Origin of the sequence: Flavonifractor sp. HCP28S3_F3 (assembly GCF_052065355.1) — a bacterium.
In the GTDB taxonomy this organism is placed as follows: domain Bacteria; phylum Bacillota; class Clostridia; order Oscillospirales; family Oscillospiraceae; genus Flavonifractor.
This window is the reverse complement of record NZ_JBQHUF010000014.1, coordinates 57,579-82,221: the sequence shown is the minus strand read 5'-3', so window position 1 is coordinate 82,221 and position 24,643 is coordinate 57,579. Positions and strand designations below refer to the sequence as shown.

General features: G+C 60.9%; 30 protein-coding genes, 3 tRNA genes and 1 other annotated feature. Of the genes, 16 read left to right on the top strand and 17 right to left on the bottom strand.

The features are described from left to right. Positions 1–11 precede the first annotated feature (11 nt). On the bottom strand, positions 12–851 hold the full coding sequence (locus ACTNB1_RS12435; protein WP_441169870.1) for a hypothetical protein: 840 nt from the start codon (positions 849–851) through the stop codon (positions 12–14). A gap of 14 nt (positions 852–865) precedes the next feature. Beyond that, positions 866–1,384: a gamma carbonic anhydrase family protein gene (locus ACTNB1_RS12430; protein ID WP_441169869.1), complete on the bottom strand. Its 519-nt coding sequence runs from the start codon at positions 1,382–1,384 to the stop codon at positions 866–868. 126 nt (positions 1,385–1,510) lie between these two features. Here ACTNB1_RS12430 and ACTNB1_RS12425 point away from each other — a divergent pair, with 126 nt between their 5' ends. Further along, on the top strand, positions 1,511–1,723 hold the full coding sequence (locus ACTNB1_RS12425) for a hypothetical protein (RefSeq protein WP_441169867.1): 213 nt from the start codon (positions 1,511–1,513) through the stop codon (positions 1,721–1,723). A gap of 45 nt (positions 1,724–1,768) precedes the next feature. Here ACTNB1_RS12425 and ACTNB1_RS12420 read toward each other — a convergent pair whose 3' ends face one another. Next, positions 1,769–2,311, bottom strand: coding sequence for a putative ABC transporter permease (locus ACTNB1_RS12420; protein WP_441169866.1), 543 nt, complete (start codon positions 2,309–2,311; stop codon positions 1,769–1,771). Between the two features lie 193 nt (positions 2,312–2,504). On the opposite strand from ACTNB1_RS12420, the gene pyrB reads away from it, so the two are divergent. After that, the gene (gene pyrB / locus ACTNB1_RS12415; RefSeq protein ID WP_441169865.1) at positions 2,505–3,563 is read left to right on the top strand and encodes an aspartate carbamoyltransferase; all 1,059 of its coding nucleotides are present in this window, start codon (positions 2,505–2,507) and stop codon (positions 3,561–3,563) included. A gap of 62 nt (positions 3,564–3,625) precedes the next feature. Here pyrB and ACTNB1_RS12410 read toward each other — a convergent pair whose 3' ends face one another. Then, positions 3,626–4,057 (bottom strand): hypothetical protein, encoded by a 432-nt coding sequence (locus ACTNB1_RS12410; RefSeq protein WP_441169864.1) that lies wholly within the window; start codon positions 4,055–4,057, stop codon positions 3,626–3,628. A gap of 136 nt (positions 4,058–4,193) precedes the next feature. Then, positions 4,194–4,407 (top strand) — a binding site (T-box leader). Between the two features lie 49 nt (positions 4,408–4,456). On the opposite strand from ACTNB1_RS12410, the gene ACTNB1_RS12405 reads away from it, so the two are divergent. The 5 genes from ACTNB1_RS12405 (at position 4,457) to ACTNB1_RS12385 (ending at position 9,560) form a co-directional block, all read left to right on the top strand. Then, positions 4,457–7,090: a valine--tRNA ligase gene (locus ACTNB1_RS12405; protein ID WP_441169863.1), complete on the top strand. Its 2,634-nt coding sequence runs from the start codon at positions 4,457–4,459 to the stop codon at positions 7,088–7,090. Between the two features lie 162 nt (positions 7,091–7,252). Next, on the top strand, positions 7,253–7,993 hold the full coding sequence (locus ACTNB1_RS12400; RefSeq protein WP_441169861.1) for a hypothetical protein: 741 nt from the start codon (positions 7,253–7,255) through the stop codon (positions 7,991–7,993). Positions 7,994–8,088: 95 nt separating this feature from the next. Then, a complete protein-coding gene (locus tag ACTNB1_RS12395) occupies positions 8,089–8,394 on the top strand; it encodes an anti-sigma factor antagonist (protein ID WP_441169860.1) in 306 nt (101 codons plus the stop codon). Positions 8,395–8,409: 15 nt separating this feature from the next. Beyond that, positions 8,410–8,853, top strand: a complete 444-nt coding sequence (gene spoIIAB, locus ACTNB1_RS12390) for an anti-sigma F factor (protein WP_441169858.1) — start codon at positions 8,410–8,412, stop codon at positions 8,851–8,853. Then, entirely contained in the window at positions 8,850–9,560 is a 711-nt protein-coding gene (locus ACTNB1_RS12385) for a sigma-70 family RNA polymerase sigma factor (RefSeq protein ID WP_441169856.1), read from the top strand. Before spoIIAB ends, ACTNB1_RS12385 begins: the two co-directional genes overlap by 4 nt. A gap of 5 nt (positions 9,561–9,565) precedes the next feature. Here the strand turns inward: ACTNB1_RS12385 and ACTNB1_RS12380 are convergent, their stop codons facing one another. Next, complete coding sequence (locus ACTNB1_RS12380; RefSeq protein WP_441169855.1) at positions 9,566–9,844, bottom strand: hypothetical protein; 279 nt, start codon at positions 9,842–9,844, stop codon at positions 9,566–9,568. Between the two features lie 127 nt (positions 9,845–9,971). On the opposite strand from ACTNB1_RS12380, the gene ACTNB1_RS12375 reads away from it, so the two are divergent. The 4 genes from ACTNB1_RS12375 to ACTNB1_RS12360 all read left to right on the top strand — a co-directional run bounded on the left by ACTNB1_RS12375 (position 9,972) and on the right by ACTNB1_RS12360 (position 12,085). Further along, positions 9,972–10,172 (top strand): helix-turn-helix domain-containing protein, encoded by a 201-nt coding sequence (locus ACTNB1_RS12375; protein WP_441169853.1) that lies wholly within the window; start codon positions 9,972–9,974, stop codon positions 10,170–10,172. Between the two features lie 60 nt (positions 10,173–10,232). Continuing rightward, positions 10,233–11,198, top strand: a complete 966-nt coding sequence (locus tag ACTNB1_RS12370) for a glycosyltransferase family 2 protein (RefSeq protein ID WP_441169852.1) — start codon at positions 10,233–10,235, stop codon at positions 11,196–11,198. Beyond that, complete coding sequence (locus tag ACTNB1_RS12365) at positions 11,182–11,598, top strand: GtrA family protein (RefSeq protein ID WP_441169850.1); 417 nt, start codon at positions 11,182–11,184, stop codon at positions 11,596–11,598. Before ACTNB1_RS12370 ends, ACTNB1_RS12365 begins: the two co-directional genes overlap by 17 nt. Positions 11,599–11,695: 97 nt before the next feature. Continuing rightward, a complete protein-coding gene (locus tag ACTNB1_RS12360; RefSeq protein WP_441169848.1) occupies positions 11,696–12,085 on the top strand; it encodes a serine proteinase in 390 nt (129 codons plus the stop codon). A 43-nt stretch (positions 12,086–12,128) separates the two neighbouring features. On the opposite strand, the gene ACTNB1_RS12355 is transcribed toward ACTNB1_RS12360, so the two are convergent. From ACTNB1_RS12355 to ACTNB1_RS12330, 6 genes are all read right to left on the bottom strand, one after another. Beyond that, positions 12,129–13,283: a DUF362 domain-containing protein gene (locus ACTNB1_RS12355; protein ID WP_441169847.1), complete on the bottom strand. Its 1,155-nt coding sequence runs from the start codon at positions 13,281–13,283 to the stop codon at positions 12,129–12,131. After that, on the bottom strand, positions 13,280–13,681 hold the full coding sequence (gene cdd / locus ACTNB1_RS12350; protein WP_441169845.1) for a cytidine deaminase: 402 nt from the start codon (positions 13,679–13,681) through the stop codon (positions 13,280–13,282). The genes ACTNB1_RS12355 and cdd overlap by 4 nt, the downstream gene beginning before the upstream one ends. Before the next feature lie 254 nt (positions 13,682–13,935). Next, complete coding sequence (locus ACTNB1_RS12345; RefSeq protein WP_441169843.1) at positions 13,936–15,195, bottom strand: polysaccharide deacetylase family protein; 1,260 nt, start codon at positions 15,193–15,195, stop codon at positions 13,936–13,938. An 87-nt stretch (positions 15,196–15,282) separates the two neighbouring features. Continuing rightward, positions 15,283–15,798 (bottom strand): Gx transporter family protein, encoded by a 516-nt coding sequence (locus tag ACTNB1_RS12340; RefSeq protein ID WP_441169841.1) that lies wholly within the window; start codon positions 15,796–15,798, stop codon positions 15,283–15,285. 51 nt (positions 15,799–15,849) lie between these two features. Next, positions 15,850–16,257: a NusG domain II-containing protein gene (locus ACTNB1_RS12335; protein ID WP_441169839.1), complete on the bottom strand. Its 408-nt coding sequence runs from the start codon at positions 16,255–16,257 to the stop codon at positions 15,850–15,852. Further along, on the bottom strand, positions 16,232–17,260 hold the full coding sequence (locus ACTNB1_RS12330) for an FAD:protein FMN transferase (protein WP_441169838.1): 1,029 nt from the start codon (positions 17,258–17,260) through the stop codon (positions 16,232–16,234). The genes ACTNB1_RS12335 and ACTNB1_RS12330 overlap by 26 nt, the downstream gene beginning before the upstream one ends. Positions 17,261–17,456: 196 nt before the next feature. Between ACTNB1_RS12330 and ACTNB1_RS12325 the strand changes: the two genes are divergently transcribed. Next, entirely contained in the window at positions 17,457–18,230 is a 774-nt protein-coding gene (locus ACTNB1_RS12325; RefSeq protein ID WP_441169837.1) for a hypothetical protein, read from the top strand. 52 nt (positions 18,231–18,282) lie between these two features. Here the strand turns inward: ACTNB1_RS12325 and ACTNB1_RS12320 are convergent, their stop codons facing one another. After that, positions 18,283–19,314, bottom strand: coding sequence for a threonine aldolase family protein (locus ACTNB1_RS12320; RefSeq protein WP_441169836.1), 1,032 nt, complete (start codon positions 19,312–19,314; stop codon positions 18,283–18,285). Between the two features lie 62 nt (positions 19,315–19,376). Continuing rightward, a complete protein-coding gene (locus ACTNB1_RS12315) occupies positions 19,377–21,059 on the bottom strand; it encodes a glutamine--tRNA ligase/YqeY domain fusion protein (RefSeq protein WP_441169834.1) in 1,683 nt (560 codons plus the stop codon). Positions 21,060–21,232: 173 nt separating this feature from the next. Between ACTNB1_RS12315 and ACTNB1_RS12310 the strand changes: the two genes are divergently transcribed. The 3 genes from ACTNB1_RS12310 to trxA are packed head-to-tail and all read left to right on the top strand — an operon-like array spanning position 21,233 to position 22,724. Next, entirely contained in the window at positions 21,233–21,544 is a 312-nt protein-coding gene (locus ACTNB1_RS12310) for an ArsR/SmtB family transcription factor (protein WP_441169833.1), read from the top strand. Then, positions 21,526–22,380 (top strand): NAD(P)/FAD-dependent oxidoreductase, encoded by an 855-nt coding sequence (locus tag ACTNB1_RS12305; RefSeq protein WP_441169831.1) that lies wholly within the window; start codon positions 21,526–21,528, stop codon positions 22,378–22,380. The genes ACTNB1_RS12310 and ACTNB1_RS12305 overlap by 19 nt, the downstream gene beginning before the upstream one ends. A gap of 29 nt (positions 22,381–22,409) precedes the next feature. Further along, positions 22,410–22,724 (top strand): thioredoxin, encoded by a 315-nt coding sequence (gene trxA / locus ACTNB1_RS12300; protein WP_441169830.1) that lies wholly within the window; start codon positions 22,410–22,412, stop codon positions 22,722–22,724. 43 nt (positions 22,725–22,767) lie between these two features. Here the strand turns inward: trxA and ACTNB1_RS12295 are convergent, their stop codons facing one another. From ACTNB1_RS12295 to ACTNB1_RS12280, 4 genes are all read right to left on the bottom strand, one after another. After that, positions 22,768–23,223 carry an AlbA family DNA-binding domain-containing protein gene (locus ACTNB1_RS12295; protein ID WP_441169828.1) on the bottom strand — a complete coding sequence of 152 codons (456 nt, stop codon included), beginning with the start codon at positions 23,221–23,223 and terminating at the stop codon, positions 22,768–22,770. 14 nt (positions 23,224–23,237) lie between these two features. Then, positions 23,238–24,077, bottom strand: a complete 840-nt coding sequence (locus ACTNB1_RS12290) for a patatin-like phospholipase family protein (protein ID WP_441169826.1) — start codon at positions 24,075–24,077, stop codon at positions 23,238–23,240. A 60-nt stretch (positions 24,078–24,137) separates the two neighbouring features. After that, positions 24,138–24,225, bottom strand: a tRNA-Leu gene (locus ACTNB1_RS12285). A 3-nt stretch (positions 24,226–24,228) separates the two neighbouring features. Continuing rightward, positions 24,229–24,314, bottom strand: a tRNA-Leu gene (locus ACTNB1_RS12280). 176 nt (positions 24,315–24,490) lie between these two features. Between ACTNB1_RS12280 and ACTNB1_RS12275 the strand changes: the two genes are divergently transcribed. Further along, positions 24,491–24,578, top strand: a tRNA-Leu gene (locus tag ACTNB1_RS12275). Positions 24,579–24,643: the final 65 nt, after the last annotated feature.

Here is a 24,643-nt window from a genome sequence, read left to right as displayed (position 1 = left end):
AAAGGGAGGGATTATTCCGTTTCTTTTTTCTCCGGCTCCTGGGGCAGCGCTTTGGGGATAAAGCGCCGGGCAAACCAACCCTTGCCCCGGTTTTTCACATAGAAATAACCGATAAAGGAGAAGACCACCGCGCCGATGAAGTTGACGAAGAGGTCCTTCATGGTGTCCAGAATACCGATATCCAGATAACCGCCCAGCCCCAGGGGGATCTGTGAGCCGTCTGCGGTGACCACGATCACGTCGGTAATGTTATGGATGGCCACGGGATTGTTGCCGCCCTTGGGGTCCAGCATCACCGAGCCGATGGAGTGGACGATGGTGTCCTTCTGCATGTCCAGCAAAAACAGCTGATCCATGGTACACTCAAAAAATTCCCAAAGCACGCCGATGGTCATGGAGAAACAGAATGCCACCACGGCCAGATAGACGGGGGAAAGGCTGAAGGTGAGGCGCTCGTCCCGGTTGAGAATGTCCAGCAGCGAGAAACCGATGGCGGCGCAGAGGAAACCGTTGAGGGTATGGAGCATGGTGTCCCAGTATGGAAAAGTGACGTAATAGGCTCGGATCTCACCCAGAATCTCAGCGGCGAAGATGAACAGAAGGATGATGATCTCCAGCGTGTTGGGGATGTCGATGCGGATCTTCCGCTCCAAAAAGCTGGGCAGAGTAAAGAGAAACAGGGTAAGCACGCACAGGAAGACATTTTCAAAGTTGCGGTTAAAGACCTGAGCCACCAGCATCAGAATAACCAGCAGGCGCAGAATAAAATAAACGGCGGCCAGCCGGGGATTTTCCCGGACCTGTTCCCGGAACCTTCTGCGCCGTTCGGCGCGGTCTGGCTTTCCTTTCATATCAGCCCCTCCTTTTAGGTTTCCGTGGCCAGAGGCAGCTGCAGGGCCGCCAGATGGCGGTACTCTTCGGCAGAGGCAAGATTGGATTCTGCCTCTGCCGGCCTCAGGGGACGGGTGACCTTGGCGGGCGAACCCATCACCAAACTGCCGGGCGGGACGATCATGCCCTGGGTGACCAGAGCGCCGGCGGCCACCAGGCTGCCTGCTCCGATGACGCAGCCGTTGAGGAGGATGGCGCCCATACCAATGAGGCAGCGATCCTCGATGGTGCAGCCGTGGATGATAGCGCCATGGCCTACGGTAACGTCGCTGCCGATGGAGACAGGGGCGTCCGCATCGCAGTGGATCACCACGTTATCCTGAATATTGGAGCCGGCGCCTACCTGGATAGCGGCGGCGTCGCCTCGCAGTACAGCGCCAAACCAGACATTGGCCTCTTCCTCCAGACGAACCTTTCCCAGCAGGGTGGCGTTTTCTGCGATCCGCGCGCTGGGGGCCAGAGAGGGCCATGTATCTTGATAGGGATGGATCATAGCCAGATTCACACTCCTTTTTCTGCTATGGTCAAACAGATGTACCTTTCATTATAGCGGCTGTGCCAGAGGCTGGCAAGTCAAATCTCCGGGAGTGCGGCATAGGATAAGGGGGAGGTGAACACAATGGATCTCAAGCACAACAAAATCACCGTGGGCGAGCTTCTGGACCACCCCAACACCCGCGCAGTGCTCCAGAAGCGCTTTCCCATGGTGATGAAGCACCCCATGATGGGCGCGGCCCGTACCATTACATTGGAGCAGATCCTGTCGGTGGCCCAGGCCTATGTACCCCAGAAAAAGATCGATGAAACCCTGAATGAACTGCGCCGGGCCTAACTGCGGCAGCGGGGGGGGGGGCACGGTCTCCCGCCCCGAAACCATTTATGCGGCGCTGCGCCGGACAGGGCGGAGATACCAGCGCAGCGCGTCGGTGGTACCTGCCCGCCGCAGCACCAGTGCAGTAAGAATGGTATCCGCCGCCCACAGCGCGGCCGCCGGAAACACGAGCCAGGGCGGAATGGCGGATACCAGCGGCGCCAGCCGAGGATGGATTAGTCCCAGCACCAGCACGGCCAGGGCACCCCAGCACAGGCTGAAGGGGGGACATACCCGCCCGCTCAGATTCAGAGGCAGATGGGAGTAGTCCCAGAACGTCACCCGAAACACCTTTTCGTAAAAGAGGCCCACGGCGTACTCCACCCCGGTGCAGGCCAGAGCGGCGGCAGGGAAGAGCAGCAGCGGGTTGCTCTGTATGCCTGCCGGCAGCAGCAGGATGGCCAGAGCGCCCAGCCCGTATACAGGGCAGACCGGCAGGATCAGCCGGCACTTCCGGTCCCGCTTGGCCTCACCCCGCAGACGGACGTAGACCACCTCCACCAAAAACCCCAAAAAGCTGTAAAACAGAAAGTACCAAAACCAATCCATCGGGTCCTCACTCCTTTGGATTAGCATGGGTCTGGGGGGCAAAATCATGCCAAGCAGTTTTTAGCAGACCGGGGCTTTTCGTCTCTGCCAAGGGGCAGCAGGAAAAAGTGTGGAAATTTGTCCATTCTGCTCTTGCCGGAAGGTGGGGAAATATGATACGATAGAAAAAATTCAAAAGGGGTAATGAAGCGTCATGCGGCATCTGATCGACTTTGGAGACCTGACGAGGGCGGAGTGGGATTCCCTGTACCAGCGGTGCAGTGATATTATGGACCACCCCGCCGATTTTATGGACGCCTGCCGGGGGCGGGTGATGGCCAGTCTGTTCTATGAGCCCTCCACTCGCACCAACTTTTCCTTCCAAACCGCCATGCTGCGGGTAGGCGGCACGGTGTTCGGCTTTGCCGATCCCAAGTCCACCTCCACCGCCAAGGGTGAGACCCTGAAGGACACCATCAAGATGGTGTCCGGCTACGCCGACGTGGTGGTGATGCGCAATCCCAAGGAGGGCGCGGCCAAGGCTGCCTCTCTCTATTCCGACGTACCGGTGATCAACGCTGGTGACGGCGGCCACATGCATCCCACGCAGACCACTGCGGACCTGACTACCATCACCCGCCTGCGGGGCGGGGTGGACGGCCTGTCCGTGGGCCTGTGCGGCGACCTGAAAAACGGCCGTACCGTCCACTCTCTCATCAAGGCCCTGGCCAAGTTCAAGGGCATCAAGTTCTTCCTCATCGCGCCCCGTGAGCTGGCGGTGCCCGAGTACATGCGGGCCTTTATGCGGGAGAACAACATGTGGTTCACTGAGGTCACCGGCCTGGAGGCTGTTATTCCTCAGCTGGACGTGCTGTATATGACCCGTATCCAGCGGGAGCGCTTTGTGGATCCTCTGGAGTACGAGCGGTGCAAGGGTGTGTACGTTCTCACCCGCCGGAAGCTGGACCGGGCCCGGAAGGACCTGCTGGTGATGCATCCCCTGCCCCGTGTGGACGAGATCTCCATCGACGTGGACGACGATCCCCGGGCGGTGTACTTTGAGCAGGCCCGGTACGGCATGTATGCCCGTATGGCCCTGCTCACCGATCTGGCCAACCAGGAGCGCATGCGCCCCGACGCGGTGGAGATCGGCACCAAGCCGGTGTGTTCCAACCCCAACTGCATCACCCAGACCGAGCACTACCTGCCCCCTCTGGTGAAGCAGAACGGCGGCGTGGACTGCTGCGCCTACTGCGACAAAGAACTGCGGTAAATACGGATAAAGGCCCTCCCTGCTGTTACCGTACAGCGGGGAGGGCCTTTTGATGTTTCGGCTTACGGTTCTTCAGCGGATTCTTCTGCGTAGTACTGATATTGCGCTGCCGCCCAGTCCAGAAGCTTACTGTACGACAGCCCCTCTTCCGCTGTATAGGTGGCGCCGTCCACAGAGAGATTTTCCGCTCCAAACAAAACGACGATTTCCACGCTGTCGCCGTTTGTGTCATGCACCATCTCTTTCGGATCATAAGTAAAGCGGTAGAGCCAAGGTTCCGTAAATTCGTCGTCGGAGGGAACAATGCGAAGGCTGCCCACATCCATTGTGCCGGTGTGATAGAGAAAGAGGGGTTCCGCATCTGGTACCTGGCTGCACTCCAACTTAACGACCGTGGAATCCTGGATCCGCTCCAGAGCGGTAGGCTCCTTCGGACCACAGCCGGACAGCAGGCACAGCGCAAAAACAAGCGTCAGACATGAGAGCTTCCTCATGATGCACATCTCCCCCCAGAGCTTTCAGCAATAGATTTCTAACAGTAAATTCATACTAGCACATCCCAAAATCCCGGTCAAGAACGGTTTCTCTTGACTTTTTCGACGGTTATGACTATACTATAACCAATCGCGTGCAAAGACAGCGAAGGGAAGGAGTACCCCCGCGGAAGGTACAGAGAGGAGCCGGTTTGGTGCAAGGCTCTCCGGCGGTGGGGGGAAGGTCGTCCCGGAGTCCCGTTTCTGAATGGAGTAGGAAGCGGCGGAATCCTCCCGTTACAGAGGCAATGAGTGTCCTCCCTTGAGGAAATTCAGGTGGTACCGCGGACTGAATTCGGTTCGCCCTGAGCAACAGCTTGGGGCGGACCTTTTGTTTTGCCCCGAAAAGGAGTGTTTTGAATGAGCAAAGAGCTTCCCAAGGTCTATGAACCCCAGGAGGTGGAGGGCCGCATCTACGAGATGTGGGAGAAGAACGGCTGCTTTGAGGGCCACCGTGACCCCGACAAAAAGCCCTTCACCATCGTTATGCCGCCCCCCAACGTCACCGGCCAGCTCCACATGGGCCACGCCATGGACTCCACCCTCCAGGACATCCTGATCCGCTTCAAGCGGATGCAGGGCTACGCCGCCCTGTGGGTGCCCGGCACCGACCACGCCGGCATCGCCACCCAGATCAAGGTGGAGGAGGAGCTGCGCAAGAATGAGGGCCTGACCCGCTACGACCTGGGCCGGGAGAAGTTCCTGGAGCGTGTGTGGGACTGGAAGAACAAGTACGGCAACCGCATCGTGGAGCAGCAGAAGAAGCTGGGCGCCTCCTGTGACTGGAGCCGCTCCCGGTTCACCATGGACGAGGGCCTCTCCAAGGCCGTCCGCCATGTGTTCGTCTCCCTGTACAAGAAGGGCCTCATTTACAAGGGCTCCCGCATCATCAACTGGTGCCCCAACTGCGTCACCGCTCTGTCTGACGCCGAGGTGGAGTATCAGGACAAGCCCGGCAGCTTCTGGCACATCCGCTACCCCATCCAGGGTGAGGAGGGCCGGTACGTCATCGTGGCCACCACCCGGCCCGAGACCATGCTGGGCGACACCGGCGTGGCCGTCAACCCCAACGACGACCGGTACAAGGACATCGTGGGTAAGAAGTGCATCCTGCCTCTGGTGGGCCGTGAGATGCCCATCGTGGCCGACGAGTACGTGGACATGGAGTTCGGCACCGGCTGCGTGAAGATGACTCCCGCCCACGATCCCAACGACTTCGAGGTTGGCCTGCGTCAGAACCTGGAGACCATCCGTGTGCTGGACGACAACGGCAAGGTGGTGGAGGGGTACGGCAAGTACTCCGGCATGGACCGCTATGAGGCCCGGAAGGCCATCGTGGCCGACCTGGAGGAGCAGGGCTACCTGGTGAAGGTGGAGCCCCACCAGCACAACGTGGGCACCTGCTATCGCTGCCACAATGACGTGGAGCCCCTGATCTCCGCCCAGTGGTTCGTGAAGATGAAGCCCCTGGCCGAGGAGGCCCTGCGGGTGGTGAACGAGGGCGAGGTCAAGTTCGTCCCCGACCGCTTCTCCAAGACCTACACCAACTGGATGGAGAACGTCCACGACTGGTGTATCTCCCGCCAGCTGTGGTGGGGCCACCAGATCCCCGCCTGGACCTGCCAGGAGTGCGGCCACATCACCGTGTCCGAGGACGATCCCACCGAGTGCGAGCACTGCCACTCCAAGAACATCAAGCAGGAGGAGGACGTACTGGACACCTGGTTCTCCTCCGCTCTATGGCCCTTCTCCACTCTGGGCTGGCCCGAGGAGACTGAGGACTATAAGTATTTCTATCCCACCGACGTGCTGGTCACCGGCTACGACATCATCTTCTTCTGGGTGGCCCGTATGATCTTCTCCGGCTGCGAGCACACCAAGAAGCCCCCCTTCCACACCGTGTTCATCCACGGCCTGGTGCGGGACGACAAGGGCAGAAAAATGTCCAAGTCCCTGGGCAACGGCATCGACCCCCTGGAGATGGCCAACCAGTACGGCGCGGATGCCCTGCGCTTCAACCTGGTCACCGGCAACTCTCCCGGAAACGACATGCGCTTCTACACCGAGCGGTGCGAGGCCATGCGCAACTTCGCCAACAAGATCTGGAACGCCAGCCGCTTCCTGATGATGAACCTGACCATCGACAAGTGTGAGCTGCCGGAGAAGCTGGAGCTGGAGGACAAGTGGATCCTGTCCAAGCTGAACAGCGTCATCCCCGAGATCACCGAGAACATGGAGCGCTATGAGCTGGGCGTGGCCGCCCAGAAGGTGTACGACTTCATCTGGGATTCCTACTGCGACTGGTATATCGAGCTGACCAAGACCCGCCTCCAGGGCGAGGACGAGGACAGCAAGATCCGGGCCCAGCAGGTGCTGTGCTACGTGCTGACCCAGATCCTCAAGCTGCTGCACCCCTTCATGCCCTTCATCACCGAGGAGATCTGGCAGGCTCTGCCCCACGAGGGCGACTACCTGATGCTCCAGCAGTGGCCGGAGCACCATGTGAACCTGGACTTCCCCGAGGAGGAGAAGGCCATGGAGCTGATCATGGACGCCATCCGCGCCATCCGGGCCCGCCGTGCCGAGATGAACGTGCCCCCCTCCAAGAAGGCGCAGCTCACCATCTCCACCCTGGAGCAGGCCGTGTTCCATCAGGGCATCCCCTTCCTGAAGCGCCTGGCCTACGCCAGCGACGTGAAGGTGGTGGAGGCCACCGAGGAGGTGGATACCCAGGGCATGGTGGTGGTCACCACCCACGCTGCCCGCCTGTATCTGCCTCTGGCCGAGCTGGTGGACCTGGATAAGGAGCGTGCCCGCATCCAGAAGGAGCTGGATAAGAACCGCAAGGAGCTGGATAAGCTGGAGACCAAGCTGAATAACCCCGGCTTCGTGAACAAGGCCCCTGCCAACGTGGTGGAGGCCGAGCGGGAGCGTGCGAACAAACTGAAGGCTCTGCTGGTCAAGCTGGAAGAATCTGCCGCCGCGCTGGGCTGATAAATCTGCCGAAAAACTGCGAAACGCCGCCATTGCTTTCGGATGGCGGCGTTTTCGTGTCCATATTGTCACTCTTTGTAACACGGTAGCAGTTGTACTTTCGGTGAGATTCAGCTAAAATACTAGAAAATGCCGTATTACGTGGAAAGGAGGCTGGCTGCGATGAAAAAACGATGGCTGCCTTTGCTGGCACTGTTTCTGCTGCTGGCGGGCTGTACCGGTTCCTGCGGGAACAATGATGTGACCGGGACCAGTCAACCGGAGCAGAGCGCGACGCCGCCGGCCAGTGAGTCGCCCGCCCCATCTTTTGTTCCTGAGGAGACAGAGAGCGTGGCTCCCGTTTCCACCCCCAGCCCGGAGGTGGAGGCTACGTCCAGCCCGGAGCCCAGCCCTGTGGAATCTGCCCAGCCGGAGCCGGAGGTGACGGGACCGACGGATGAAGAGGTGCTGGAGGCCTACCGCGCTGCCAAGGAAGCTTTTACCTGGTTCCAGGTCTCTCCCATGACCTTTGATCCCGAGGACAGCCGGGAGGTGGACGGCGTGGTGTACTACCGGGTGGACTATCCCGGGATCAACAGCCTGTCCACACTGCGCGGCTACCTGAAAACCCTGTTTTCCGACGCGCTGGTGGAAAAGCTGCTGCCCTACGAAAGCACCCAGTATATTGATATCGACAATGTGCTGTACGTGCAGGACGGCGGCCGGGGAAGCAACATCTACCTGGGCGCGGAGTACACCCAGGTGATCCGGGATGACAATCCCAACCGGGTGGTGGTCCAGGCCACCGTGGAGGTAGTGGACCCGGAGCAGGGCGGCGCGGTAACAGGGACCTCCACCTATCATTTCCCCTACGAAAAAGTGGGAGAGCGGTGGATTTTTACCGATTTTTCCCTGCTGAGTTGACGGCTTCGACAGAATCAGCACATCGCATATGATAGTATCGCGATATACCAGTATCTGGTATATCGCGATTTTTTTATACACAGGAGGGACGCGTTATGGCAATGAACTGCAGGGCGGAGGACCGGACCCTGTATGCCGCCATTGAAGGAGAGCTGGACCACCACCGGGCCAGGGAGATCCTGTCGGAGCTGGACCGGCAGATCGACCAGGCGCTGCCGCGGCGGCTCACGCTGGACCTGGGAGGAGTCAGCTTTATGGACAGTTCAGGCCTGGCCGTTCTGCTGCGGGCCCGGCGGCGGATGGAAGAGCTGAACGGCACGCTGCGGGTGACCCGGGTGCCTCAGCAGGCGGCCAGGGTGCTGCGGGCCGCCGGTCTGGACAAGCTGATAGAACTGGAATAAGGAGGAGTTTACATAATGAAACCAACCAATGAGGCTGTGGTAACCTTTCTCAGCCGGTCGGCCAACGAGGGCTTTGCCCGCACCACGGCTGCCTGCTTTGCCGCCCAGCTGGACCCTACTCTGGACGAGGTGAACGACATCCGCACGGCGGTGAGCGAGGCGGTGACCAACTGCATCGTCCACGCCTACCCGGACACCCTGGGGCCGGTGACCATGCGCCTGCGGCTGTTTGAGGACAATACCCTGGAGATCCAGGTGAAGGATAAGGGGGTGGGCATCCCCGACGTGGAGCAGGCCCGCCAGCCCATGTATACCACCGGCGGGACCGAGCGCAGCGGCATGGGCTTCACCATTATGGAGAGCTTTATGGACAAGCTCCGCATCCGCTCCGTACCCGGCAAGGGAACGGTGGTCACCATGCGCCGCCGGATCTCCCGCCGGGTGGGGACTGCGGGGTGAGGGTGGCAGATACCCCCCAGCTGCTGGAGGAGGCCAGACAGGGCGATAACGAGGCCTGCACCCGGCTCATTGAGGAAAACGGGGGCCTGATCTGGTCCATTGTCCGGCGGTACTACGGCCGGGGCGTGGAGCCGGAGGACCTGTATCAGCTGGGCTGCCTGGGGTTTCTCAAGGCGGTGCGGGGCTTTGACCCGGCCTTCGGCTGTCAGTTTTCCACCTACGCCGTGCCCAAGATCGCCGGGGAGATCCGGCGGTTTCTCCGGGATGACGGGGCGGTGAAGGTGAGCCGTGGCCTGAAGGAGCGTGCGGGGATGATCCGCACTGCCCGGGACCGGCTGTCCGCCCGGCTGGGCCGGGAGCCCACCCTGTCCGAGCTGGGGGCGGAGACGGGGTTGGAGCCGGAGGAGATCGCCGCCGCCGAGGAGGCCAATCTGCCGGTAGCCTCCCTCCAGATGGAGACGGGGGACGGCCTGACCCTGGAGAGCGTGCTGGGCACTGACGGCATGGAGGAGGGTATCGTGGAGCGGGAGTCCCTCCGGGCGGCCATCGGCAGCCTGCCCGACCGGGAGCGCCAGGTCATCCTGCTGCGGTACTACCGGGGGATGACCCAGGAACAGACCGCCCGGGTGCTGGGGGTGAGCCAGGTGCAGGTGTCCCGCATCGAGCGGCGCACCATGGACCGTCTGAGGCGTCGTTTGGAGGAGTAGGAGCGTTATGGTTCCGCTTCCCAGAATTCCGGCAGACGGCCCAGCTCCAGCCCCAGCTGGAGGCCCAGGCAGAAGGCGGCGTCCTGCTCCAGGCAGGAAACGGTGTCCCGATGATCCAAAAGCTCCAATACCTGATGCCGCAGTGCCGGAGGATGATCGGCACAGAAGCGGTTCCACAGGGCGTCACTGTCCTGCCTGGCCTGCGTGTAGGGGTCCAGGCAGGACAGTTTTTCGTGGAGCATAAAGGTTTTTACCCGCTCGAGAAGCGTGAAAGGATGTTCCATTCTGCTCACCTCAAATATAGCTTACAGCTATTATATTTCTGCCAGATAAGAAAGTCAATAGCTGAAAGCTATAGATGAAAAGAGTATTGCTATCAGCTATAATAAGAAAGAGCAAGGAGTGAAGAGAATGGACTATCGGACAGTCATCCGGGAGCGGAGAAAAGAAAAGGGGCTCAGCCAGGGCAAGCTGGCAGAGCTGGTACAGGTATCTCAGCCCTTTATTGCGGAAATCGAAAGCGGACGAAAAAAGCCCTCGGTGGATGTGCTGATGCGGATTTGCGAGGTCCTTGAAATATCTATGTTTGGAAAAGAGGAAACCAAACCGTAGCTTTTTACGTCTAAAGAGGGTATAATGGCTTCACGAAAAAAAGATAAGGAAGTAGGAATCATGGCAGATATTCTTTACATCGTGGTCCCCTGCTACAACGAAGAGGAAGTCCTGCCCGAGACCTCCCGGCGTCTGAAGGAGAAGCTGGAGAGTCTGATAGCGGCGGACAAAATCTCGCCGGACAGCCGGGTGCTCTTTGTCAACGACGGCTCCAAGGATAAGACCTGGGAGATCATCTCTCAGCTCCACGAACAGTGCTCCCTGTTCTCCGGGGCGGACCTGACCCGCAACCGGGGCCACCAGAACGCCCTGCTGGCGGGTCTGATGACCGCCAAGGACCGGTGCGACATGGCCATCTCCATGGACGCCGACCTGCAGGACGACATCGACGCGGTGGACGCCATGGTGGAGGAGTACTACGCCGGGTGCGACATCGTCTACGGCGTCCGCTCCTCCCGGAAGAAGGACACCTTCTTCAAGCGCTTCACCGCCGAGGGTTTTTACAAACTGATGAACGCCATGGGCGCGGAGACGGTGTTCAACCACGCCGACTACCGCCTCATGTCCAAGCGGGCTCTGGAGGGTCTGGCCCAGTTCAAGGAGGTCAACCTGTTCCTCCGGGGCATCGTGCCCATGATCGGCTATCGCACCGGCACCGTGACCTACGAGCGGGGCGAGCGGTTTGCCGGTGAGAGCAAGTATCCCCTCAAGAAAATGCTCTCCTTCGCCATGGAGGGCATCACCTCCCTGTCGGTGAAGCCCATCCGCATGATCACCGGCCTGGGCTTTCTGGTGTTCCTGATCAGTATCGCCATGCTGATCTACTCCATCGTCCGCTGGGCCATGGGGGAGACCATCATGGGCTGGGCCAGCCTGATCTGCTCGGTGTGGGCCATCGGCGGCCTGATCCTCCTGTCCCTGGGAGTCATCGGCGAGTATATCGGCAAGATCTATCTGGAGACCAAGGAGCGGCCCCGCTTCCTGCTCCGTGAGGTGCTGGAGGACAGAGATGGCAAAGCTGATTGATAACAGTATCCCCAAATTCCTGCTGGTGGGTGTGCTCAATACCATCGTGGGTGCGGGGATCATGTTCCTGCTGTACAACGTGGCAGGCTGGGGCTACTGGCCCTCCACCGCCGCCAACTACATTGTGGGCGGCATCGTGAGCTTTTTCCTCAATAAGTACTTCACCTTCCAGAACAAGGAGCGCAGCTGGTGGCAGGTGGTCAAGTTCATCATCACCGTGGCGGTTTGCTGGGTCATCGCCTACGCCATCGCCAAGCCTTTGGTGCTCTGGGTCCTCTCCGGCCAGAGCGTGAAGATCCAGGAGAACGTGGCCATGCTGGCAGGCATGTGCATCTATACCGGCCTGAATTACTTCGGACAGCGGTTCTTTGCCTTTAAGAAGGGCGGCAAAAAGGATTAAATTTGCATGAAATCTCCCCGACCGCTCTTGCGCGCCGGAGGGGAACGGGGTACAATAAGGCCATCATTCCAGTGACGAACCGTAAGGAGGTTAAGAAATGGCTTTTTTTGACGAACTGAAGGATCGGGCGATGGACCTGGGCCGGGCCGGCGTGGCCAAGTCCAAGCAGCTGGCTGAGATCACCAAGCTGAGCCTGAACAACGCCAGCGAGGAGGACGCCATCCGCAAGGCCTATATCGAGATCGGCAAGCTCTACTATGCCGAGCGGGGTATGGCTGCCGAGCCCGCCTATGTGGCTCTGTGCGAGCGGATCACCGCCGCCAAGATCAACATCGAGGAGAACAAGACCCGCATTGCTGAGCTCAAGCAGGAGGGCAACATCAGCGACGACGAGGCCGCCAGCTATGTGGAGACCAACGTGCCTCCCGAGGAGCCTGTGGCCGCCGACGAGCCCGCCGACAGCCAGGACGTTCCTCCTCAGGAGTAACCAGAAAAAAAGACCGCTGCATCGCAGCGGTCTTTTTTTGACCTTATTTCAGCAGCCTGCCCAGAGGACCACGCTTCAGCTCCACCGCCTTCTGAGGACAGAGCTCGTGGCAGCAGAAGCAGCGGATGCAGGAGCCGGGATGGACCTTGGCCTTGCCGCCCTCCAGGGTGATGGCTTTGCCGGGGCAGGCCTTTTGACAGATGCCGCAGCCAACACAGCGCCCCGGCTGGATCTTGGGGGTCTGGGAGAGGATGGCCTTGCACAGCTTTTTGGCCGGTCCGGCCAGAGGTCCCAGAAACTCCATCAGGTCCCGCCGCACGTTGGAGGGGAAGCGGTAGTCCGGGATGCAAAGCTCCTCCCAGCTGCCGCCCACGAGCTCCACATCCTCCGCCCGGTTGGGGGTGAGCCCACGCCGCTGAGCGGCCAGCAGGAGGGGGTTGGAGTCCCGGGGCAGACCCATGATCTCCGCCGCCGCCACATCCAGGGCCAGGGGATTTTCCGACACCAGCAGCAGGCCTACCTGACGGGGCGTGCCGGAGGCGCCGGGACCTTCTCCCTCCATGGCCAGGATGCCGTCCATAATGGACAGCCGGGGAGAGAGGAAGCTGGTGAGATCCAGCACCACGTCGGCAAAGGCTGTCCGGTCCGGGTGGCTGCCGTGGAAGCCCACCTTGGATAGGCCGGGGATGATGCCAAAGCTGTTCTTTACTGCGCCGGTCATGCCCATCAGCACATGGGTCTTCATTTTGCACAGGTCGAACACCCCGTCGGCCTCTGCCGCGGGGGTGATGACCTCCGCCTGATGCAGGGCCTTTCCCCGGGGAACGGAGACCTGCCGGGTGGACGCATCGTAGCTCAGCTCGGCTCCCGAGCGGGCGGCGGCCTGGGTCATACCCGTCTTTTCATACAGATGCCGGAGGGTGGACTCCTTTTGCAGAGCGCCGCCGGGGCTGTCGGTGATGATCGCCTGGCCGCCAGCCTCCCGCACCAGCTTGGCCACCGCCTCCACCACCGCCGGATGGGTGCATACCGCTGCTTCCGGCGGAGCGGGGCGCAGCAGGTTGGCTTTCAGCAAGATCCGCTCACCCGGCTTGACGAAGCGCTCCATCCCGCCCATTTGGGACAAAACGGAGCGCAGCGCCTCCTCCGTCTGCTCATAGCCGCCGCAGCGGATCACATAGACGTGGGTTTCTGTCATGCCTGATCCAGATCCTTGGGACCGAAGCCGTGGGGGAGCAGATCCTTCAGGGGCAGCTTGACGAAGCTGTGGTCACTCTGAGCCACCAGCACGGTGAGGTTAGGGGCGAACTCGTACAGCATCTGACGGCAGGCGCCGCAGGGCCAGCAGGGTCCGGCGGAGTTGCCCACCACGGCGATGCGGGTGAAATCATCCCGGTGACCCTCGCTTACCGCCTTCACCAGAGCGGTGCGCTCGGCGCAGATGGTGGAGCCGTAGGCGGCGTTTTCCACGTTGCAGCCGGTGAATACTGTGCCGTCGGCGCACTCCAGGGCGGCGCCCACGGGGAAGTGGGAATAGGGGACATAGGAGCGTTCCAGCATGGTAAAGGCCAGCTCTACCAGTTCTTGATCGGTCATATCGGCCGCCTCCTTCTATAAAAAAGTGGTACAATGGGTTTGGATACCCATTGTACCATAGCTGTAGGCCATTTTGGCCTGCCCGCCGCGAAGCGGCGGGAAAACCGGCACAGCCGGTTTTGGGTTATGGTGCAACAAGCGCAGCGCGCGGCGAACGAAGCCGCGCCAGGCCACCCGAAGGGTGGCCTCAAACAGCAAAGCTGTTTGTTCTGCGGTTATTGTACCACAGGGTGTTTTTTTCTGCAACGATGCTGTTACCAGGTGGTGCCCAGATCGGGCCGCACATCCAGGTCGATGATCTCCCGGGCGTCGTAGAACTGCTCGTACCACTTCAGAGCCTTGCCGTTGCGCAGGGTGGTTCCGTCGGGGTGGAGCCGGTCGCAGATGACAGCGGAGATGTCGTCCTTGATATAGGAGAAGGAGTTGATGCCCACGCTGGCGAAGATGCGGAAGCCCTGGCTCTGGAGATACTCAAAGACCGGGCCGGTCTTGTGCCAGTCGTCGCCGTCGGGGCGGCCGCCGTGGGGGTAGAACAGGATATTGGTGGGCCCAACCAGGCTGCCAACCTCCTCCGCCCAGCGGAGGGTGTCCCGCTGGACCGACTCAATGGGACGGCTGTCCAACCGGATGTGGCCCCAGGTGTGGGAGCCGAAGGTCCAGCCGGTCTCCTTCAGCCGCTCAATGATGGGCTTCACCGCCTCAATCTCCGCCTGGCGCTTGGCGTCAAAGGCAGGGCGGGCGGGGTCGTCGGCAGCGATGTCGATGTCGTTCTGAGTGCGGTAGCCGAAGATGCCCTCATACCCGGTGAGGGAGTAGATGGCCTTGGCGCCGTTGAGGGAGAAGTCGGGGTGCTCCAGCACGAAATCGTCCAGGATGGGCGTGGCGTCCAGATCCCGGGTGAGGGAGACCTCCCCGGTAAAGGGGTCCTTGGTCTCCGCCCAGATCTGGCCGTCGTCCCCCAGCACCAGCTTGGAGGTAAAGCCCTCCTCCAGCATATACTCGTAATAGTTCACATCGTCAAAGGAGATGATCAGCGGCTTCTTGCCCTCGGGCAGCATCAGGGTGTTGCGCTGCATGCGGGTGACGCCGTTCTCGTCGGTGACCTCGCTCCACACGTCGCCCATGTTCACCAGGATGTAGCCCTTGTCATAGACGCTCTGGATGATCTTCTTGAACTCGTCGGCGGTGACCATCCAGTCGTCCAGGCCCTTCTGCCGGTCGGCGGAGATGGCGTCGGAGAAGGTGTACTCGGGATAGGCGATAACGGGGTGGAAGAACAGGTGCTCTACCACCTGATCGGGACCCCAGGCCTGGGTGAGCTGATCCTCGCTCCAGTAATTGCGCACCGCGTCATAGGGGTCGGGGGTAGGGGTGGGTTCCGGAGTGGGTGTGGCCTCTGCCACAGGGCTGTTCTTGGGATCCTCGGTATCCTTGCCGCCGCCGCAGGCCGCCAGGGGAAGCATTAAAACAGCCGCCAGCCCCAGCGCGGCGGCGCGCTTCATCAAACCGTTCATTGGGATCGAACCTCCTGCATATTTTCTATCTGGAAACCATCTTACGACACAGCACAGGAAAAGCAACTACAAATCGGTGACAAATCCTTAAGATTTTATGTCACCCAAAGCGGGCACCCGATGGACCAGCAAAATGGACACTCCGCCGGTGACCGCTCCCGTGACCAGGGAGCAGAAGAGCAGGGGCGGCAGATAGACCAGGGGTGCCTTTCCGCCCAGCACCACCATGGCGGCCAGGATCTGACCGGTGTTGTGGGCGGCGGCTCCGGCGATGGATACGCCGAACAGGGACAGGCAGCTCAGCCGCAGCAGCAGGGCCATGACGGCCAGAGCCAGCAGTCCGCCGGTGAGGGAGAAGGCCAGGGCCATCAGATTTCCGCCCAGCAGGGAGCCCAGCAGGCACCGTGCTACCAGGATCAGCAGTGCTTCCCGGCCGGACAGGCGGCACAGGGCGTACACCGTCACCAGATTGGCCAAACCCAGCCGCAGGCCGGGCAGAGGGAACAGGATGGTCAGGGGCACCAGCCCCTCCGCCACCGAGAGGGCCAGGGCCAGAGCGGTAAGGACCGCGCAGCGGGTCAGCCGCCGCAGGGATGTGGACAAGAGGCGTCACCTCCGATTGATTGGAAAAATCTTCTCCGGACAGGGGAACTTTCAGCCTGTGACAGCGTCAATATCTCCGGATGAAGTTCCCTCCAGAGAGATCACCAGGCGGTTGGGCAGGCAGATGATCTGCTGTCCCGCCCGGTCGGCCCAGCCGGTGTGGACGCAGTCCTGGCCGGGGCAGCTGCTCTCCAAAATGCAGATGCGGCCCGGCTCAGCCTGGATGGTCAGGGGATAGGAGGCGCCGTCCACCTCCAGGGTGACCGGTTCGGTCAGAGCACTTAGGTCGTACTGTGCGATGGTCTCACCATCTAAGACGACGGTAGCCGACAAAAAGTTTCCGCTTTCCTGCCGGAGCGCAAAAAGCAGCGCCACGGCGGCAGCGACCACAAGGACCACCACCAGCAGGTCCCACGGTGTGGGGCGCTGCCGGTCAGCGGCGGGCGATCTCGCAGACATAGCCCAGCTCCTCTCCCGTAAACTCAGATCCGTTCTCCAGACCCTCGGTTATGATGACACGTCCGTCGTTGGTGCACAGCACCAGCTCAAAATCATCCCGGCTTCTCCAGAAGTCCAGGGCATCCTCCTCGCCTGCCACGAACAGGGTGGTGGACAGGGCGTCTGCCAGCAGATGGTTTTGGGACACCACCGTGACGGACTTCAGACCGGAGTCAGCGGGATAGCCGGTCTTGGGGTCGATGATGTGGTGGTAGCGCACGCCGTTTTCCTCAAACCACCGCTCATAGCCGCCGGAGGTGGAAAGGGTGACGTCCTCCAGGGAGAGAACGCACAGGTACTGGCTGTCGTCATCCGGATCGGCCACACCTACCCGCCAGGCGGTCCCGTCAGTCTTGGGTCCAATGACCGTGATGTTGCGGCCCAGGTCCAGCAGGGCGGAGCTCACCCCCGCCTCCCGCAGCACGGCTTCCGCCCGGGAGGCTGCGTAGCCCTTGGCGATGGCGCCCAGGTCCACAGCCATCCCGGCCTCCTCCAGCCGGGCGGTGCCTGCGTCCTCGTCCACCAGCAGCTTATCGCTGTCCACCAGAGCCATAGCGGCCGCCAGCGTGTCGTCGTCGGGCACATGGCGGTCCTCCCCGGTAAAGCCCCAGGCGTCCATCACCGGGGCGATGGTGATGTCAAAGCAGCCGGGCAGCAGCTGGGATACCGACTTGGCGAAGGAGAGCAGCTCCAGGGTGTCCTGGTCCATCTCCACTGCCGTGCCGTCCCCGGCGTGGGCGTTGAGCTGGGAGATCAGACTGTCCGGATCGGTGCGGGAGAGCAGGTCGTTGAGGCTCTCCACCTCCTGCCGGGCGGCGGAGGCCGCTTGTTCAGCCCCTTTCCCGTACACGGTGATGGACATGACGGTGTCCATGGTGAAGAACTGCTCCTGGGCCTGGGACGCGCCGCAGCCAGCGAGCAGGAAAAAAATCGGGATCAGGAAGAAAGAGATCACACGTTTCATGGCATACTCCTATTGTATGAAAGAATGCGGATGGTCAAACGACATTTTACCACATTTTCTTCTCCCGGAAAAGAGGGCGGGGATTCTTGACTTGCAATATGGCGCGAATTCTGGTAAACTATACGAGATTGATGATTTCAAAGGCGTCGATATCCCAGGAAACTGGCAGTGGATGCCGCGCACAGGAGATGGATGCATGAATAGAAAAGAACAGCAGGCGCAGCGTGCCAAGCAGGAGGACGAGATCCTCAACAAGGTCCTCTGGTGGATCGTAGGATCTGTTATCCTGGAGATGCTGCTGCTGCTCCTCAATAAGGTGTATGTCAACTATACGGTGGATCAGATCGAGCTGGCCTATTCTCTGCGGGGCGTGTTCCAGGTTCTGGCCATCGTGCTGCCGATCTGTTTTGTAGTGATGCTGGCCCTGTGGCTGGCGGCCCGGAAGGCCGGTCATCTGGTTCGGCTGGCCGGTGGGCTGGCCCTGGTGTTCCTGGTCCTGGCGGTGTGCGCAGTAGTGATCCGGATCTTTGACAACAGCGGTGTCAAGTTCCTCTATCTGGCGGTCCCCGCGGTGGCGGTGCTGGCCCTGATCTACTACCTCTATCAGCGGGAGTTTTTCTTCTCCGCTCTGCTCAGTGCCCTGGGCCTGCTGGGCATCAAGCTGCTGCCCCGGATCAAGGGCGCGTCTGTCATCGGCTATGGCTACGCGGTGGCGCTGGCCGTGATCGTGGTGGCTGCACTGGTGGTCTTCCGCATGCTTCAGAAGAACGAAGGCAAGCTGTCTGTAAAGGGTAAGCTGACCCGGATCCTGCCCAAGAATGCCAACTACGCGCTGCTGTATGTGACCTGCGGCGTGGTGGCAGTGGCGGCTATTGCCGCCGTGGTGCTGGGTGGCCTCACCGTTCTGTACGGTGTGCTGGTGGCCTGGCTGCTGATCCTGGCGGTGTATCACACCGTCCGGCTCATGTGATTGAAACGAAAAAAGTCCCCGGAGCAAACGCTCCGGGGACTTTTTTGCTGTTTTACAGGTTGGGCAGGGCGGCAAGCAGGCCGTCCACATCCTCCTGGCTGGTGTGGAAGCAGGTGACGAAACGGATGACGGTGTGGGTGGCGTCGTAGGGGCACCACACCTCGCAGTCGCACACCTCGTCCACCTGGGCCTTGATCTCGTTGGGGATGACGGCGAACACCTGATTGGTGGGGGACTCCACCCACAGCGTCCAGCCCTTGGCCTTCAGCCCGTCCTGGAGGCGGGCAGCCATCTCGTTGCCCTGGCGGGCCATCTTGAAGTACAGGTCGTCCTCAAACAGGGTGAGGAAGGTGACGCCCTGGATCCAGCCCTTCTCCATCACAGCCCCCATCCGCTTCTTCATGCGGAAGAAGCCGTCGGTCAGCTCCGGGCGGGTGATGACCAGAGCCTCGCCGAACATGGCGCCGTTCTTGGTGCCGCCGATGTAGAAGGCGTCCACCAGATGGGCGAACTCCGGCAGAGTCAGGTCGTTGGCGTCGGAGGTGAGGGCGGCACCCAGCCGGGCGCCGTCCACGAAGAGCAGCAGGCCGTTGGCGTGGCAGAACTCAGACAGGGCGGTGAGCTCCGCCTTGGTGTATACCGCGCCGTTCTCGGTGGAGTTGGAGATGTACACCAGGCCGGGCTTGGTCAGGTGGGGATCCTGATGGAGCTCCAGCAGGGGAGGCAGCATGTCAGGGGTAATCTTGCCGTCGGGATTGGCGGGCACAGTGAGGATCTTGTGGCCGGTAGCCTCAAAAGCGCCCACCTCGTGGCCGTTCAGGTGCCCGGAGTCAGGGCAGATGGCCGCCTCCCAGGGCTTGAGCAGGAAAGAGCAGGCCACCACATTGGTCTGGGTGCCGCCGATGAGGAATTCCACCATGGCGTCGGGGCAGCCGCACACCTCACGGATGCGGTCCTTGGCCCGGGCGGTATAGCCGTCGTCGCCATAGCCCCAGTTGCCCTCCAGATTGACGGCGCACACCGCGTCCATCACCTTGGGATGGGCGCCGAAGGAGTAGTCATTGCGGAACAGATACCGTTTCATGGTCATAACCTCCCAATGAAAGTGAAGCGGGCGGCCTGGGGCCGCCCGCTATTAGAATAGGCTCAGAATTTGAAAGAATCCTTCAGGCTCACAGAGCGGTTGAACACCAGGTGGCCCGGCTTGGAATCCTTGTTGTCCGCGCAGAAGTAGCCCTGACGCAGGAACTGGAAGGAGGCGGGAGCCTCCACACCGGCCAGACCGGCCTCCACCTTGGCCCCGGTGAGCACCTCCAGGGAGTTGGGGTTCAGGCAGTCCAGGAAGTTCTTGTCGCCGGCGTCGGGGTCGGCGTCGGTAAACAGGTTGTCGTACAGACGGATCTCCGCGTCCACGGCAGTGGCGGCGTCCACCCAGTGGATGGTGGCACCCTTGATCTTCCGGCCGTCAGCGGGATCGCCGCCCCGGCTGTCGGGATCATAGGTGGCGTTGATCTGGATCACATTGCCGGCCTCGTCGGTCTCGCAGCCAGTGCACTTGATGACGTAGGCGCCCTTCAGGCGGCACTCGGGGCCGTCGGGATAGAGACGCTTGTACTTGGGCACCGGAGCGGGCAGGAAATCGTCCGCCTCGATATACAGCTCCCGGGAGAAGGTGACCTCACGGGTGCCGTCCTCAGGCCGGTTGGGGTTGTTCTCCACGGTGAAGGTCTCACTCTGCCCCTCGGGATAGTTGGTGATGACCAGCTTGACGGGGCGGAGCACCGCCATCCGGCGCTGAGCGGTCTCGTTCAGGTCCTCTCGCAGGCAGTGCTCCAGGAAGGCGTACTCCACGGTGGAGGCAGCCTTGCTGACGCCGTTGCGCTCGGAGAAGTTGCGGATAGCCCGGGGAGTGTAGCCACGGCGGCGCAGGCCGCACAGGGTGGGCATACGGGGATCGTCCCAGCCGGACACCCGGTTCTCCTCCACCAGCTGGCGCAGCTTCCGCTTGCTCATCACGGTGTAGTTGATGCCCAGCCGGGCAAACTCGATCTGCCGGGGCTTGGCGGGAACGGGGCAGTTGGCAATCACCCAGTCGTACAGGGGCCGGTGATCCTCAAACTCCAGGGAGCACAGGGAGTGGGTGATCCCCTCCAGAGCGTCCTCAATGGGGTGGGCAAAGTCGTACATGGGGTAGATGCACCACTTGTCACCCTGGCGGTGATGGTGCATGTGGTTGATGCGGTAGATGACCGGGTCACGCATGTTGAAGTTGCCGCTGGCCAGGTCGATCTTGGCCCGCAGGGTGTACTTGCCGTTGGGGAACTCGCCCGCCCGCATCCGGGCGAACAGGTCCAGAGACTCCTCCACCGGCCGGTCACGCCAGGGAGAGCGGGCGGGGGTATTCACGTCGCCGCGGTACTCCCGGAACTCCTCCGGAGTCAGCTCACACACATAGGCCAGGCCCTTCTTGATGAGCTCCACGGCGTACTCGTACATCTTTTCAAAGTAATCCGAGGCGAAATAGAACCGGTCGCCCCAGTCGTAGCCCAGCCAGTGAATATCCTCCTGGATAGCCTCCACGTACTCCACGTCTTCCTTGGTGGGGTTGGTGTCATCCATACGCAGATTGCACAGGCCGCCGTACTTCTCCGCCGTGCCGAAATCCACAAAAATGGCCTTGGCATGGCCGATGTGCAGATAGCCGTTGGGCTCCGGCGGGAACCGGGTGTGGACGGTCATGCCTTGGAACTGACCACCCTGGGCGATGTCCTCATCAATAAAGTCGTGGATAAAGTTCTGCGTCATGGTGGGCTTCAGTTCTTCTGGCATCCTTTTCACTCCTTATATATCTTGATACGAACCAATATTTTACCCCTAATACGGAAAAAATGCAAGAGCGGAAGGGCTTTCCGCCGGGGGATAAAAAATTTTTTTAAAAGCATTGACATATTAGAATGTTTGAATATAATAATATTAGAAACAGCGAATGAGGTGAGACCAACATGGAACAGGAAGTCTGCTATGCCCGGAAGGCGGAGCTGCTGAAGGCCCTTTCCCATCCTCTGCGGCTGCAGATCGTCCGGGGCCTGCTGGTGAACGGCTGCCGCAATGTGGGCTGCATGGAGAGCCATACCGGCCAGTCCCAGTCCTGCATCTCTCAGCATCTGATGCGGCTGAAGGCGGCGGGGATCGTGCGGGCGGCCCGGTCCGGGAACGAGGTCTACTATGAGGTAGCCGATCCTGAGGCGGCGGCGGTGGTCGCGGCGCTCTTCGGCGATAGGGAGGAGGAGTACCAGTGTACGATGTTGCGGTGATCGGCGGAGGCCCTGCGGGGCTGTCAGCGGCCATCCAGACCCGTGCCCGAGGCAAGTCGGTGCTGGTGGTCAGCGGCGACGACCGGGACAATCCGCTCTATAAGACCCAGCGCATTGACAATTATCTGGGCTTTTATGATGTGACCGGCAAAGAACTGCTGGAGCGGTTCCGTACCCACGCCGCTCAGATGGGCGTGGAGCGGAAAGAAGGCCGGGTACTGAATATCATGGCCATGAACGGCACATTCTACCTGAGTATCGGCAGCGACATGGAGCAGGCCCGGGCGGTGGTACTGGCCACCGGCGTGGTGCGCTCCGCCAAGTACGCCGGGGAGGAGGAGCACCTGGGCGCAGGGGTGAGCTACTGTGCCACCTGTGACGGGATGCTCTACCGGGGCAAGGAAGTGGCTGTGGTGGGCCTGGCGGCCGACGCTCCCCAGGAGGCCAACTGGCTGAAGGAGATTGGCTGTAAGGTCACCTATATCAGCCCCAATGAGCCCGACGCTCTGCGGCCCGATATCCCGGCGGTGAAGGCCGGGAAGGTGGAGGTGCTGGGCGGACAGAAGGTGGAGGGCCTCCGGGCCGGCAGTACCACCATCCCCTGTGAGGGCGTGTTCATCCTCCGCGCCTCCATGGCTCCGGCGGACCTGCTCCCCGGGCTGGAGCTGGACGGAAATTATATCAAGGTGGACCGGAACATGGCCACCAGTATCCCAGGCGTGTTTGCTGCCGGAGACTGCACCGGCCTGCCTCTCCAGGTCTCCAAGGCCGTGGGGGAGGGCCAGGTGGCGGGCCACCGGGCGGCGGAATATATCGATCACAATCCGATTGCATGACATACACACAGAGAAAGGAAGATTTTATTATGGCGATCATTCATCTGACTCAGGACGGTTTTGACAAGGCGACTGCCAACGGCATTTCTATGGTGGACTTCTGGGCCTCCTGGTGCGGCCCCTGCAAGATGCTCTCTCCCGTGATGGAGGACCTGGCCGGTAAATACGAGGGCAAGGCCCTGGTAGGCAAGGTGAACGTGGACGACGAGCCCGGCCTGGCTATGCGCTTCGGGGTCATGAGCATCCCCACTGTGGTGTTCCTGAAGGACGGCAAGGAGTTCGACCGGAAGGTGGGCGTCATGCCTCCCGCCGCCTACACCGCTGTACTGGACGCTAATCTGTAAACAAAACAACCGCCCGCCGGCATTGCCGGCGGGCGGTTTGATTTTAATGAGAGCGGCCGGAGAGCATGGCGTTGAGCTCCGCCTGGGTGCAGTGATAGTCCCCGTCGCCGCTGCGGCGGTAGGAGCCCCGCACCAGGTCGCCGCCGATGTACACCGGCAGCTGATCCTGCTCCGCCATGGGGACGCAGATGGCGATGATGTCCTTTCCGTCCACAGAGAGGATCTGGATGTCGTTCTCGCCCAGCAGATTGACGCTGACCACCTTGGGGTCGGAGAGCAGGGCGGTGAACTCCTCGATCAGCTCCTGGGGATCCAGTAGACCCTGGGCCCGGAGGGAGTGGTCGGGCAGCTCCTCCACCCCCAGCAGGATCACCCCGCCGTAGGAGTTGGCGAAGGCGGAGTAGGTCTCCCAGATGCTGTGGGGCAGGCCGCCGGTAGCCAGCTTGGCCTCCAGACGGTTGTTTTCCCGGTAATGGGGGATCTGACTGACGTCAAACATGAGCGCTTCTCCTTTCAGTGGTTCAGGAAGGCCTCCAGCTTGGCGCCGTCCTGATAGCCGTAACCGTACAGCCGGTCCATAGCCAGACCGTTGCGCTTCAGGGTGCTGATGCCGTCGATATCGGCGGGAGCCAGCAGCAGGGCCTTGCCCTGCATTTCCAGCTCAATGACTTCCTCCACCGCCTGGTTGTACCGCAGGTGACGCTGGAGCAGGGCCTCCAGCGCCTTGGGATAGGTGTGGAGAGCCAGCTGTGCCACATGGGGATGGCTGAGGGGCGGACGGCGGAAGTCCCGGGGGCGGGTGAGCAGGACGATGATCTTGTCGCAGCCGTCCTCCAGGGCCTTGCGATAGGGTACCGGGTCGGCCACGCCGCCGTCGAAATAGGGAATCCCGTCGATCCGGTAGGGACGGCAGGCAATGGGCAGGCAGCAGGAGGCCTTGACCACGGAGAAATCGTCCGGGTGGACGTCCGCCCGGGTAAAATAGCGGGCCATACCGGTCCGTGCGTCGGTAGCCACCGCCACATATTGGCTGGGATTGGCCTCAAAGGCGGCGTAGTCGATGGGGTCCTCCCCGTGGGAGTCACTGAGGGTGGAGTAGATGTAGTCCACATCCACATAGGAGCCGGTGGTCACGAAGTTGTGCAGGCTCATATACTCCCGGCGGTTGGCGTAGTTGGTGTAAAACCGGCGGTTGCGGCCCCGCTGCCCGGCCAGATAGGAGACCAGGTTGGCGCTGCCTGCCGAGACGCCCAGGCAGTAGTCCAGAGAAATATTGTGGTCCAGCAGATAGTCGTATACGCCCGCAGTGTAGATGCCCCGCATCCCGCCGCCCACGTCAATGATGCCTGTCATAAATTCCACCCCCTGCAGAATAGTAAAAAAGCCTTGAAACCAAATGGTTTCAAGGCTTTGTGGTGCGCGAGGCGGGACTTGAACCCGCACGTGCGTAATGCACACTAGAACCTGAATCTAGCGAGTCTGCCAATTCCACCACTCGCGCATATGGTGCGGATGACGGGACTCGAACCCGTACGGCCGTGGGCCACTAGCACCTCAAGCTAGCCAGTCTACCAGTTCCAGCACATCCGCAAAAACAGCCTGTCAAAAGACTGCTTGATTATTATAGCGGCCCAGGGAGCATTTGTCAACCTTGAATTCTCGCAAGCCCTGGGAAAAATTTTGGAGAAAGAGCAAAAAAACTGTTGACAAGTGGAAAGATGCGTGGTAATATAAATCTCGCGCTGAACGACAGCGCAAAACAAGATGCGCGAGTGGTGGAATTGGCAGACTCGCTAGATTCAGGTTCTAGTGTGCATTACGCACGTGCGGGTTCAAGTCCCGCCTCGCGCACCAACAAAAAGGACATCCGTAAGGATGTCCTTTTGTTTTTGTTTTAGTCAAAGGGAAGACGCGGTATC